The sequence below is a fragment of the Kitasatospora sp. NPDC001547 genome, assembly GCF_042894165.1.
Classification (GTDB): Bacteria; Actinomycetota; Actinomycetes; order Streptomycetales; family Streptomycetaceae; genus Kitasatospora.
Window position 1 is genome coordinate 287,220 of sequence record NZ_JBIAVL010000005.1, and the last position, 13,094, is coordinate 300,313.

General features: G+C 72.8%; 9 protein-coding genes. 1 reads left to right on the forward strand and 8 read right to left on the reverse strand.

Translation table 11 applies throughout. The features are described 5' to 3' along the window. Positions 1-22: 22 nt before the first annotated feature. From ACFY0X_RS12210 to ACFY0X_RS12240, 7 genes are all read right to left on the reverse strand, one after another. Positions 23-232, reverse strand: a complete 210-nt coding sequence (locus ACFY0X_RS12210) for a hypothetical protein (protein WP_159028462.1) — start codon at positions 230-232, stop codon at positions 23-25. Between the two features lie 155 nt (positions 233-387). Continuing rightward, a complete protein-coding gene (locus ACFY0X_RS12215) occupies positions 388-1,491 on the reverse strand; it encodes an alpha/beta fold hydrolase (RefSeq protein WP_387752564.1) in 1,104 nt (367 codons plus the stop codon). A 188-nt stretch (positions 1,492-1,679) separates the two neighbouring features. Beyond that, the gene (locus ACFY0X_RS12220; protein ID WP_387752568.1) at positions 1,680-2,156 is read right to left on the reverse strand and encodes a phage holin family protein; all 477 of its coding nucleotides are present in this window, start codon (positions 2,154-2,156) and stop codon (positions 1,680-1,682) included. A 359-nt stretch (positions 2,157-2,515) separates the two neighbouring features. Continuing rightward, positions 2,516-3,988, reverse strand: coding sequence for a Na+/H+ antiporter NhaA (nhaA, locus tag ACFY0X_RS12225; protein WP_387752570.1), 1,473 nt, complete (start codon positions 3,986-3,988; stop codon positions 2,516-2,518). A 337-nt stretch (positions 3,989-4,325) separates the two neighbouring features. Beyond that, positions 4,326-6,284, reverse strand: a complete 1,959-nt coding sequence (gene acs, locus ACFY0X_RS12230) for an acetate--CoA ligase (RefSeq protein ID WP_387752572.1) — start codon at positions 6,282-6,284, stop codon at positions 4,326-4,328. Between the two features lie 242 nt (positions 6,285-6,526). Next, positions 6,527-8,959, reverse strand: coding sequence for a SulP family inorganic anion transporter (locus ACFY0X_RS12235; RefSeq protein ID WP_387752575.1), 2,433 nt, complete (start codon positions 8,957-8,959; stop codon positions 6,527-6,529). 439 nt (positions 8,960-9,398) lie between these two features. Beyond that, complete coding sequence (locus tag ACFY0X_RS12240; protein ID WP_387752577.1) at positions 9,399-10,406, reverse strand: ATP-binding protein; 1,008 nt, start codon at positions 10,404-10,406, stop codon at positions 9,399-9,401. A 219-nt stretch (positions 10,407-10,625) separates the two neighbouring features. Here ACFY0X_RS12240 and ACFY0X_RS12245 point away from each other — a divergent pair, with 219 nt between their 5' ends. After that, complete coding sequence (locus tag ACFY0X_RS12245) at positions 10,626-11,516, forward strand: oxidoreductase (RefSeq protein WP_387752580.1); 891 nt, start codon at positions 10,626-10,628, stop codon at positions 11,514-11,516. 376 nt (positions 11,517-11,892) lie between these two features. Here ACFY0X_RS12245 and ACFY0X_RS12250 read toward each other — a convergent pair whose 3' ends face one another. Further along, positions 11,893-12,792, reverse strand: a complete 900-nt coding sequence (locus tag ACFY0X_RS12250) for an HAD family hydrolase (RefSeq protein ID WP_387752582.1) — start codon at positions 12,790-12,792, stop codon at positions 11,893-11,895. Between the last annotated feature and the right edge of the window lie 302 nt (positions 12,793-13,094).

Consider the following 13,094-nt stretch of genomic DNA (forward strand, 5'->3'; position numbering starts at 1 on the left):
AGCGCCGCTGCCGAGCGCCGTCTCAGGTCTCGCGCCGCAGCCGAGCGCCCACCCAGCGGGCGCGTCGACCGAGGATGCGGGGGATGCCGAGCTGCCGCCGCTCCGTGCGCTGACGGCCGTCCGGGCCGTCGAAACCGAGGTCGTCCGCCCGGTCGGGCCGGTGGGCGGAGCGCTGAGGGCTGTTGTGACGTCGGCCGCGCGGGGCGCCGCCGCTTTCGGGCATCCAACTCATACCGGAAGGGATGCCCCTGGGCCGGTGGAGGTAACCGCCCGGCCCTCGCCGAAATTGGCCTATGCGGTTGTCATATGAGCATCAAAATAAGGGAGTTGGGTCCGAAGGCCCTTCCGGTCGACCGCACGTACGGCCGTGTCCGGCACCGTCTCCGGTCACTCCTTGTGACGGCCGATCCAGTCCAGCAGCTCGGCGGTGAACTCCTCCGGCGCCTCCTCGTGCGGGAAGTGCCCGACCCCGGGCATCAGCCGCCAGCGGTACGGCGCCGCCACGTACTCGCCGCCGCCGAGCGCGGTGTGCGACAGCAGCACCGGGTCCGCGGCGCCCTGGACGTGCAGAGTCGGCGCGGTGATCGGCTTCTTCATCCGCCGGGCGAACTGGATGCCGTCCGGCCGGGCCATCGAGCGCAGCAGCCAGCGGTACGGCTCGATCGAGCAGTGCGCCGTGCTGGGGATCTGGATCGCCTGCCGGTACGCGTGCACGGCGGCCTCGTCGAGGCCGTTCGGGCCGGTCCAGGAGTTCAGGTACTGGCCGACCAGCTCGGCGTCGTCGGCCACCAGGCGGCGTTCCGGTATCCACGGCCGCTGGAAGCCCAGCACGTGCTCGAAGGCGGCGAACTGCCGGCGGTCGGTCAGCAGTGCCCGGCGCAGGTCCCTCGGGTGCGCGGCGGAGACCGCGGTCAGGCTCTGGATGACGGACGGTCGCATCACCGCCGCCACCCAGGACAGGGTGCCGCCGGAGGCGTGCCCGACCAGGTGCGCCCGGCGTTCGCCCAGCGAGCGGATCACCCCGGTGATGTCCAGGGCGAGGTTGCCCGGGTCGTACCCGCGCGGGGTGCGGTCGCTGCCGCCGATGCCGCGCAGGTCGAGCGCCACCGCCCGGTAGCCGGCCTCGGCGAGGGCGGTCAGCTGGTGGCGCCAGGCCCACCAGTACTCGGGCCAGCCGTGCACCAGCAGCACCAGCGGGCCGGAGCCCAGCTCGGCGATGTGGAAGCGGGCGCCGTTGGCCGCGAGGTCGCGGTGCGTCCACGGGCCGGGCTGCCGGATGCTCCAGGCCTCGCCGCCCGCCGCCGGGGCCCCGGCGGAGGCCGCTTCGCGGGGCTCGCCCGCGGGCTCCCGCGCGGGTGCCAGGCCGGTGCCCTCGGGGGCGGCGCCGGGGCCTTCGGGGCCGGCGGGGCCTTCGGGGGTGAGTCCGGCGCCGGAGTCGGGGCCGGGGTCGGCGGACGGCTGCGCGGGCACGGGCTTCTGGTCAAGCGGCATACCGAGAGCGTGTCACATCCGCGCGCCGGACACGTGCCCGGCACTCGTTGTCGGCGGGTCCGGCGCCCGCCGACGCCGGTCGCCGGCGCCGGTCGCGGGCGCCGGTCGCGGGCGCCGGTCGCGGGATCGGGTTGTGGAAGCCCGTGAATGGGTCGCCGGTTACGGAACGCCGGTTAGCGGAACGCCGGTTACGGGATGCGGCCGAGGGCCCGGTCGATCTCCTCCTGGGTGGCCGGACGCGGCCGGGCGTTCTTCAGCACGTCGGCGGTCTTCTGGGCGCCCTCGATGGTGCGGACCGGCTTCTCGATCTTCTTGAACGAGCGCCAGGCCAGCATCCCGAGCAGGACCGCGAGCAGCAGGTAGGCGCCCGCCACGATCAGGAAGGACCAGCCCAGCGACAGGCCCAGGGCGTGGATGCCGAAGGCCGCCGCGGCGCTCAGCATCGGGATGGAGAACAGCGCCACCACGCCGGCGACGATCAGTGAGACGCCGCCGGAGACGCCGCGCTTGACGTCCGCCCGGATCTCGGCCTTGGCGAGCGCGATCTCGTCGTGGACCAGCGCGGACAGGTCGGCGGTGGCCGCCGCGAACAGCTGCCCCACCGAACGCTCGCCCTCGTAGGGCGCCCGGCCGTTGCTGGACGGGTCTGCGGCTCCTGCGGGCATCAGCGGTTCTCCTCTGCGGCTGTACGGCGTGACGCCGCCGCGGGTCTGCGGTTCCGGGGCCGGTGGGGGGTCCGGAGGCGTCTGTGGGTTGTCGACAGTTCAGAATCATGCCCCTACCGGTCAGTCGGACACCACTCCGGGGCCCCGGCGGAGGGACGTGTCCCGGCGGCCGGAAGGCACCCGGACGCCTCCGGTGGGGCCGCCGGCCGCTGTTGTCGGGGTGTTCCGGACGTTCCTGCCGGTGCCCTCAGGGTGCCTTCCGGAGAGCCGCTCCGGAGTTGTCGGCCGGGGTGCCTCGGCCCGGGTGCCTCGGTCGTGGTGCCTCGGCCGGGCCATGGCGGCCCGGCCGTCCCGCCGCCTCAGCCGGACTGTCCGGGCCGGCCCTGGTGACCGGTGCCGGTGCCGGGGCCGGGGCCGGTGCTGAGGTCGGGGCCGGTGCCGAGGTCGGGGTCGAGACCACTGCCGGGGTCGGCTGCCCCGCCGGCCGCCGGGCGGGCCGACTCGCCGACCCTCGCCCGCCAAGCCGGGTCGTCCTCCTGGTACACGTCCGGGATGCCGTCCCCGTCCACGTCCCGGTCCTCCTCCTCGCACAGCGCGCGGTAGTGCCGGTTGCGCAGCTTCAGCAGCACCGTGGCGACCACCGCGGAGATCACCGAGCCGATCAGTACGGCCGTCTTGGCCCGGGCGGCGAGCGCCGGGTCGTCCGGGAAGGCGAGTTCGCTGATCAGCAGCGAGACGGTGAAACCTATGCCCGCGAGCACCGAGACGGCGAACATGTCGGCCCACTTGAGCCGCGGGTTCAGCTCGGCCCTGGTGAACCGGGCGGTCAGCCAGGCGCCGCCGAACACGCCCACCGACTTGCCGACCAGCAGACCGATCACGATGCCGATCGGGGCGGCCTGGGTGAACACCTCGCGCAGCTTCGGACCGGAGACGGCCACCCCGGCCGAGAACAGTGCGAACAGCGGGACGGCCAGACCGGCCGAGAGCGGGCGGACCAGGTGCTCGATGTGCTCGCCGGGGGAGTGCTGCTCGTCGCCCTCCCGGTGGCAGCGCAGCATCAGGCCCATCGCGACGCCCGCGACCGTGGCGTGGACGCCGCTCTCGTGCATCAGCGCCCAGGTCACCACGGCCAGCGGTACGAAGAGGTACCAGCCGTGGACGCCGCGCCGGTGCAGGAACCAGAACAGCACCAGCCCGGCGAAGGCCAGGCCGAGCGCCCAGAACTTGATGCCGTGGCTGTAGAAGATCGCGATGATCAGGATCGCGATCAGGTCGTCGACCACCGCCAGGGTCAGCAGGAAGGCGCGCAGCGCGGACGGCAGGTGGCTGCCGACCACGGCCAGCACACCGAGCGCGAAGGCGATGTCGGTGGCGGTCGGGATCGCCCAGCCGCCGGGGTGTCCGCCGCTGCCGGAGTTCACCAGGGCGAAGAGGATCGCGGGCAGCGCCACCCCGCAGACGGCGGCCGCCACGGGCAGCAGTGCCGCACTGGGCGTACGCAGCTCACCGGCGACGAACTCGCGCTTGAGCTCGATCCCGGCGACGAAGAAGAAGATCGTCAGCAGGCCGTCCTTGGCCCAGGTGGCCAGGGAGAGGTCGAGGTGGAGCGGGGCGGAGGGGCCGACGGTGTAGTCGAGCACGCTCTGGTAGGAGTGCGGCCAGGCGTTGGCCCAGATCAGCGCGATGACGGCGGCGCCCAGCAGCAGCATGCCGCCGACCGTCTCGGTGCGCAGGGCGTCGGTGACGAAGGTGCGCTCGGGCAGTGAGAGCCGACCGAGGAATTGCCGGCGGCGGGTCGTCGGCTCGTGGACGGGCGGCTGGTCGGTCACGGGGGACCTCCTGGGGCTGGGAGCGGCAACGGATGCACGGGTGGTGCAGTTGCCGACCAGACTTCCCGGCGCGCCCTGTGACGCCCGCGATGCCCGTCGAGGGATCTTGATGCGTCCTTAATAGTTTAGCGGGACGTTCAGGTGACATCCGGATTGTCCTATTCAAGGACTTAAGCCCTGCCAGCCGGTTCTGCACTCCGGAGGAGTAGCGGCTGGTCCGATCGGTGGTCCGGTGTCCCTCGGGAGCTGACGAGACGGCTGTGCCCCGCGCGGTGGTCACCGCTCGGGGCACAGCCGTTGTCTCAGTGGCGCTCGGCCGTTACCGGCTCGGTGGTCTTCAGCCGTTGCCGTTGTCCGAGGCCGGCAGCTGGGCCTGGATCTGGCTCATCACCGTGCTGTCGGCCAGGGTGGTGGTGTCACCGACCTCGCGGCCCTCGGCGATGTCGCGCAGCAGCCGGCGCATGATCTTGCCGGAGCGGGTCTTCGGCAGCTCGCCGACCACCTTGATCTGCTTCGGCTTGGCGATCGGGCCGAGCGTGCGGCCGACGTGCGCCCGCAGCTCCTCGACCAGCTCGGGGCTCTCGGTGGCGCCGCCGCGCAGGATCACGAAGGCGACGATGGCCTGACCGGTGGTGGCGTCGGTCGCGCCGACCACGGCGGACTCGGCCACGGACGGGTGGCCGACCAGGGCCGACTCGACCTCGGTGGTGGAGATGTTGTGGCCCGAGACGAGCATGACGTCGTCCACCCGGCCGAGCAGCCAGATGTCCCCGTCCTCGTCCTTCTTGGCGCCGTCACCGGCGAAGTAGCGGCCCTCGAAGCGCGACCAGTAGGTGTCGACGTAGCGCTGGTCGTCACCCCAGATGGTGCGGAGCATGGACGGCCACGGCTCGGTGAGCACCAGGTACCCGCCGGAGCCGTTCGGCACCTCGGCGGCGTTGTCGTCCACCACGGTGGCCGCGATGCCCGGCAGGGCGCGCTGGGCCGAGCCCGGCTTGGTCTCGGTGACGCCCGGCAGCGGGCTGATCATGATGGCGCCGGTCTCGGTCTGCCACCAGGTGTCCACGATCGGGCACTTGCCGCCGCCGATGTGCTCGCGGTACCAGACCCACGCCTCGGGGTTGATCGGCTCGCCGACGCTCCCCAGCACCCGCAGCGAGGACAGGTCGAACTTCGCGGGGATGTCGTCGCCCCACTTCATGAAGGTGCGGATCGCGGTCGGCGCGGTGTAGAGGATGGTCACGCCGTACTTCTGGACGATCTCCCAGAACCGGCCCTGGTGCGGGGTGTCCGGGGTGCCCTCGTAGATGACCTGGGTGGCGCCGTTGGAGAGCGGGCCGTAGACGATGTACGAGTGGCCGGTGACCCAGCCGATGTCGGCGGTGCACCAGTAGACGTCGGTCTCCGGCTTGAGGTCGAAGACGGCGTGGTGGGTGTAGCTGGCCTGGGTGAGGTAGCCGCCGGAGGTGTGCAGGATGCCCTTGGGCTTACCGGTGGTGCCCGAGGTGTAGAGGATGAACAGCGGGTGCTCGGCGTCGTGCGCCTCGGGGGTGTGCTCGGTGGACTGGCGCGCGGTGATCTCGTGCCACCAGACGTCGCGGCCCTCGGTCCACGGGATGTCCTGCCCGGTGCGGCGGACCACCAGGACGTGCTCGACGCCGTCGGCCTTGGTGAGCGCCTCGTCGATGGCCGGCTTCAGGGCGGAGGGCTTGCCCCGGCGGTAGCCGCCGTCTGCGGTGATGACGATCTTGGCCTGGGCGTCCTGGATGCGGGAGGCGACGGCGTCGGAGGAGAAGCCGCCGAAGACCACCGAGTGGGTGGCGCCGATCCGGGCGCAGGCGAGCATCGCGACGACCGCCTCGGCGATCATCGGCAGGTAGACGGCGACCCGGTCGCCCTTGCGGACACCGAGCTCCAGCAGCGCGTTGGCCGCCTGCGAGACCTCGTCCTTGAGCTGGGCGTAGGTGATCGAACGGCCGTCGCCGGGCTCGCCCTCGAAGTGGATGGCGACCCGGTCGCCCAGGCCGTTCTCCACGTGGCGGTCGACGCAGTTGTACGCGACATTGAGCTTGCCGTCGGCGAACCACTTGGCGAAGGGCGGGTTGGACCAGTCGAGCGTCTCGGTCGGCTCGACGGCCCAGGTGAGGCGGCGGGCCTGCTCGGCCCAGAATCCCAGACGGTCCTCGGAGGCCTGCGCGTACGCGGCCGCGGTGACGTTGGCGGCGGCGGCGAGCTCTGCCGGCGGGGCGAATCGCCGCTCCTCCTTGAGCAGGTTGGCCAGGCTCTCGTTGCTCAACGCGCACTCCTCATCGAGTCATGATCGGGGGCGTTCCCGTGCGTGGGGATTGTCCCGTGTGTCCCAGCGCACAGCTCACCAGGCGAACGGGGCAGTTGACAAGAGGCTCCTGTGAATTGGTGTAGACCTTTGACCGGTGGCCGGTCGGCCTCCCGCACGGTTCGCCACGGCGGACCGGACGACCGTGCGGGGGTGGGTGGGCCCGTGCCCCGGCCCGCCCGGCGGGGACACGGACCCGGCTCTCAGGCAGCCAGTCGAGGGCCCTCCCCACTGCCCCCGACCGGGGCCCGATCGTCCTCATTCACCCGTTCGGCCGATGCTGTGTTCGGCCGGACACCGGGGTCGGCCCCGATCGGGTCCTCGGCGTGGTGTTCGATTTCGTTCGCCCGCTTCCCTGCGCGGGCCTCGACCGGGCTGAACGCCCCGGTGGCCCGGTCCAGGACGTAGGCCTGGGCCGTCGCGAAGTCGAAGTACATCCCGACCAGCCGCAGGGTGCCCTCCTCGACCCGGCGTTCCACCGCCGGGTTCGCCATCAACTGGTCCAACTGCTGGACCACGTTGGTGATGCAGAGCTGCTCCGCGACGTCCGCCGCGGGCCGGGCGGCGAACTCCGCCGGGGCCCGTCGGAGCCGGTCCAGCGAGCCGCGGCCGTTGCGCAACCAGCGGGCCAGCGGGGTGGGCGGCCCGGGTCGCTCGTGCACTCCGTCCAGCAGGGCCTGCATCGCGCCGCAGCCGGAGTGTCCGCAGACCGTGATCGAGCGCACCTCCAGCACCTCGACCGCGTACTGCACCGCGGCGGCCACCGAGTCGTCCGCTGCTCCGGGTTCGTGCGGGGCCGGCACCAGGTTGCCCACGTTGCGCACGGTGAACAGGTCGCCCGGACCACTGTTGGTGATCATGCTGGTGACCATCCGGGAGTCCGCGCAGGTCAGGAAGAGCTGGGAGGGCGTCTGGCCCTCGCGGGCCAGCCGGGCGAGTTCCGGCCGGATCAGCGGGGCGGTGTGCAGCTGGAACACCCGGACGCCGTCCAGCAGCCGGCCGTGCGGGTCCTCCTGCTGCTCGATGCAGTGGTGGCCGACCCAGGGCGTCCAGGCCCGGCAGCGGTGCTGGCCCGGGGAGCTGCCCGCGCGCACGGTGCCGTCCGGGTCGAGCACCTCGTCGTCCTGGCGCCGCGTCACCATCGAGACGCGGCTGCCCGCGTCCTGGTGCCCGGCCCGCCAGCTGTGCAGCGTCTCGTAGGCGGCGTGGTCCAGGAAGGAACCGTCGTGGACCACGGTGACCCCGGCCCCGGCCGGGATGCCGGCCAGCGCCCGGCTGAGCCGGGGCACGGTGGTGAACGTGAGCGGGCCGTGCGTCTGGACGGTGACCGTGCCGTCGGGGCCGGTCTCGACGTCCACGTGGGCGCGGGTCAGCCGGTAGAGGGCGAGCAGCATGGCGGTGACGGCGCCGATCGCGACGCCCCACAGCACGCCGGCGGCGACCACGCCGAGCACGGTGACCAGGTAGACGGGGAACTCGCGGTGCCGGTGCACGTTGCGGATGTGCGCGAAGCTCACCATCTGCAGTCCGACCACCAGCACCAGCGCGGCGAGCGCGGCCAGCGGGATCCGGCGCAGCCCGCCGGCCAGTGCCAGCGCGGCGGCCAGCGCCCAGACGCCGTGCAGCACCGAGGCCCACCTGGTCTGGCCGCCGGCCCGCACGTTGGCGGTGCTGCGCACCGCGCCACCGGCGACCGGCAGGCCGCCGACCAGCCCGCTCACCAGGTTGGCGAGGCCCTGGCCGCGCAGTTCGCGGTCGAGGTCGCCGGTGCGGCGGGACATCCGGTCGATCGCGACGGCGGACAGCAGCGACTCCACGCTGGCCACCGCGGTGACGGTGAGGACGGCGGCGAGCAGGCCGAGGACCGGTCCGTGCGGCAGCTCGGGCAGGAGCGCCTGCGGCCGCCAGGCGGGGAGCTCGATGTGGGCGAGCCGCAGGTCCAGGGCGAACACGAGGGCGGTGGCCAGCGCGACACCGGCCAGCGGGGCGGGCACCTTGGCCAGCCGGGCGCCGAACTCACCCGCGCGGCCGGGGAGTCGGCCGAGCCGTGGCCAGCCGACCAGGACGGCCACGGTCACCGCGCCGGCCAGCAGTGCGGGTGGGTGCGGGCCGGCCAACTGGCCGGGGAGGGCCAGGATGTCGGCGATCGCGGAGCTCTGCGGCGAGCCGCCGAGGACGACGTGCAGCTGTGCGATGGCGATGGTGATGCCGACCCCGGCCAGCATGCCGTGCACGATCGCGGGCGAGACGGCGAGCGCGTTCCGGGCCACCCGGCGTGCGCCGAGCAGGAGTTGGAGCAGTCCGGCGGCGACGGTGATGGCGCAGGTGGCCCGCCAGCCGTACTGGGTGATCAGCCCGGCGGTGACCACCGTCAGCGCCGCCGAGGGGCCGCTGACCTGGAGCGCTGTGCCGCCGCACAGCCCGACCACGATGCCGCCCACGGCGGCGGCGGCCAGTCCGGCGGTGAGCGGGGCGCCGGTGGCGAGCGCGATGCCGAGGGAGAAGGGCACGGCGATCAGGAAGACCACGAGGGACGCGGAGAGGTCGTGGGCCCAGCGGGCGCGCGGGCCCGGGCCGGGTGGTGCGTGGTCGGTGGTGTCGGAGGCGATGGGGGCACTGGAGATGTCGAGGGTCATGGTCTTCCCGTCTGTCCGGGGGAGCGAACGCAGTCAGGTCCGGTGGTGGGTCCGGCGTGGGGCTCCGGGGCGGATCGGCTGTCGTGGGCGCGACGGTGTGGCGGGATGGCGTGGGCGCGGCGGGGGAGTGCGGGTGTCACCGGCCGGCGTCGACCATCAGGCCCGCCAGGGCTCCGGGCGAGGTGCGGGACGTCTCACCGGGGACCGCCGGGCGAACCATCAAGACTCGGTAAACCGAGGGTAATGAAAGCTTTGCACAGCGTGGTTCCGGGAGGGAAGCGGAAAACCCCCTGATTCACCCCAATGGGTGGTGGCCGAACGGTCGGGAATCTGCTGGTGGCGGCGGCCGTGGGCCCTGCGGCCGGGCGGGCGGCACGCGAACGGGCCGTGGCCTCCCGGAATGGGGAGGTCACGGCCCGTTCGGTCGCGGTGGTGCTGGTCAGACGTGGGCGCCCGCCGGGGCCGTGCGCTCGCCGCCGTCCGCGTACTCGCCCAGGACGAAGTCCCCGTCCACCTGGCTCGCGAGGTCAATGCCGACCTTGGCGTTGGCCCAACTCTCCGCGTTGCGGCGGTGGAAGAGGACCGCCTGCTCGGTGTAGCGGCGCGCGTCCCGCCGCCCGTACGCCGTGTCGGTCTCGATCCGCAGCTCCTCCAGCACGGCCCGGTTGGCCGACTCCAGGGCCCTCAGCGGCGGCTCGGCCCCCTGCTCCAGGCGGCGCACCCAGTCGGACTGGCCGAAGGTGGTGAGCAGGTCGTCGCCGACCTCGCGGCGCAGGAAGGCCAGGTCGTCCGGGCCCTGCACTTTGTTGCCGACCACTCGCAGCTGCACGCCGAAGTCTCGGGCGTAGTCCCGGTACTGGCGGTAGACGGAGACGCCCTTGCGGGTCGGCTCGGCGACCAGGAAGGTCAGGTCGAAGCGGGTGAACAGGCCGGAGGCGAAGGAGTCCGAGCCGGCGGTCATGTCGGTCACCAGGTACTCGCCCGGGCCGTCCACCAGGTGGTTGAGCAGCAGTTCCACCGCACCGACCTTGGAGTGGTAGCAGGCCACCCCGAGGTCCTCCTCGGTGAACGCGCCGGTCGCCAGCAGTCGGACCGAGCCCTCGTCCAGGGCGATCGGGCGGGCGCAGGCGGCGTAGACCGGGTTCTCCTCGACGATCCGCAGCAGTCGCGAACCGCGGCCGGGCGGTGTGGTTTTGATCATCTCGTCGGAGGAGCGGATCAGCGGGTTGCTGCCGCGCAGGTACTCCTTGATCTCCGGCAGGTGTCCGCCCAGCGGGGGCAGTTCGGCCGCCTGCGCGTCCGTCAGCCCCAGGGCGGGGCCCAGGTGCTGGTTGATGTCGGCGTCCACGGCGATGACCGGTCGGCCCATGGCTGCCAGGTGGCGGATGAACAGGGCGGACAGCGTGGTCTTCCCGCTGCCGCCCTTGCCGACGAAGGCGATCTTCATCTGGGGACTCCGGCTCTCGCTCAGGGCCCTCGCTACGGGCCGCTTGCCCAGGGGTCGCGTGGGGGCGGATCCCCTAGTTGGAAATCGTTATCGTCTCCGATAGCGGCCATGCTAGCCGGGGTTTCGGGTTCGCCGGGGGCGGGAAGTGAGGATTGCCTCTAACGGGTGATGCGGGGTTGCTGTTCCGGGAGGGGCGGCCCGTTCATTACTCTCGGGTAGGTGAGCACTGGAACTGATCCCCTCGCCCCGCTGGCCCAGCTCCCCGGGGTGCCCGACGCGGTGGCCGAGGTGCGCAAGGCCGTCGACCGGCTCTACGGCCACCGGGTGATGCGCCGCCGGGCGGCCGAGGTCACCTCGGAGTCCGCGCTGCGCGGCGCCCGCGCGTCGGCGGCCCTGGCCGGGGCCGACTGGCCGCTGGAGGAGGTCCGCCGACGCAGCGACTTCGGCGCGGACCCCGAAGCCCGGGCGGTCGGCGCGGCCCTGCGGATCGCCGCCGAGGCCGGCCAGCTGCTCAGCATCTGGCGGCACTCGCCGCTCCAGGTGCTGGCCCGGCTGCACCTGCTCGCGGTCGGCGACGCCGATCCGGCCGCCGGCCGCCCGCGGCGGGCCGGGGAGGGCGCCGAGGAGCTGTTCCCGCTGGAGCTGGAGCCGGTGGAGAGCGTCGAGGTCGACGCCGTGGACGATCCGCTCCCGGTGCTGCCGCCCGCCCCGGGCACGGAGGAGGTCGCGGCCCGGCTCGACCAGCTGTCCCGGCTCCTGGTGGCGCGCGCGGAGGGCCAGGGCGTGGGCACGCCGGCCCTGGTCGTGGCCTCGGTGGTGCACGGCGAACTGCTCGCGCTGCGGCCGTTCGGCACCCACAACGGGGTGATCGCGCGGGCCGCCCAGCGGATCGTGCTGATCGCCGAGGGGCTCGACCCGAAGTCGATCTGCCCGGCCGAGGTCGGTCTGGCGGAACTCGGCACCGCCGCCTACCGGCGGGCCCTGGCCGGCTACCTGGCGGGCACCCCCGAGGGGATGGCGGCCTGGATCGCGCACTGCGGACGGGCGCTGCGGCTCGGCGTCCGGGAGAGCACGGCGGTCTGCGAGGCGATGCAGCGCGGGATGGTCTGAGCGGCCGGACCGGAACGGCGCACGCGCCCCCTGGGGCGCGCGGAGAAAGAGATGCGGCGGCACCTGATCCTGCTGGGTGCCGCCGCTGGTGCAGATACCGGGTGACCATGCATGCACCGGAAGTGCCGATCAGACGGGGATCCTGCCCGTTCGCCTGGTCCGGCGGCCCGACAGCGGGTCGGCTGCATGTGGGTGCCCGGATATCTGTACGTGCGGTCCGTGGGCCTGAACTGCGTTGTCGGTTTGACCTCTTAGGTCCTGACCGGGTCTCGCGGGCCGTGCTTCATTTGTATCGCGTTTCGGGCGAAAGGGGAACCCGAAACGAGAAGTCTGTCCCGATTGCCCGTTTTGGCCAAAGACGGCCGGCGGCGCGGCCTCAGGCCGCGGGGCGCCGCCTCCGGGCCAGGTGCCAGATCACCCCGGCGGTCACCACGGCCGTCCCGACCGCCACGGCGGTCAGCACCGAGCCGCTCGGAGCGGAGAACTCGGGCAGCCGGCGCCGCAGTTCCACCGGCTTCTCGAAGACCAGCACCGGCCACTCCCGGGCCTGCGCCTCCTTCCGCAGCGCGCGGTCGGGGTTGACCGCCGACGGGTGGCCGACCGCCTCCAGCAGCGGCAGGTCGGTGGAGGAGTCGCTGTAGGCGTAGGACGCGGCCAGGTCGTACCCCTCGGTCCCGGCCAACTCCCGGATGGCGGCGGCCTTGTTCTCGGCGTAGGCGTAGTACTCGATCTCGCCGGTGTAGCAGCCGTCCTCGACCTTGAGCCGGGTGGCGATCACGTGGTCCGCGCCGAGCAGCCGGCCGATCGGCTCGACCACCTCGGAGCCGGAGCTGCTGACGATCACCACGTCCCGGCCGGCCGCGTGGTGCTGCTCGATCAGCGAGGCCGCCTCGTCGTAGATGATCGGGTCGATCAGGTTGTGCAGGGTCTCGGCGACGATCTCGCGGACCTGCTGGACGTTCCAGCCCCGGGTGAGCGCGGAGAGGTACTCGCGCATCTTCTCCATCTGGTCGTGGTCCGCGCCCCCGACCAGGAAGACGAACTGGGCGTACGCACTGCGCAGTACGGCCCGACGGTTGATCAGACCCCCCTGGTAGAAGGGGCGGCTGAAGGCCAGCGCGCTCGACTTGGCGATGATGGTCTTGTCGAGGTCGAAGAAGGCCGCCGTGCGCGGTCCGCCGGGCCGGGGGCGAACGGGCGGGCGGAGCTCTTCGGGTCCGGTGGTGTCGTCCGGGGACTCGTCGGCGCGGTCGTCGGCGTTCTCGGTGGTGTCCACGGGAACCGAGGATAGAGGGAGCCGCAAAACACCCCGCCATTCGGCGTACTCGCGGGCGTGCGGGTTTGTGTTTCTGGCCGCTCGGGTACACCATGGAAGTCACGGATCGTTCGCGACCGTGCTAACCCGGTCCGGCTCCTCCCCCCCGAGCCGGGCTGTGGATAGACGACCCCCGCTCTCCCCCCCGGCGGGGGTCGTCGCACGTCCGGGGCCATTTTCAGGGCTCGAACGCCTCTCGCGGCGCATTCGCCGCCGCCGCGTCGACGGCTTACAGGGGGTGTCGCCACCTCGGCCCGCCGATC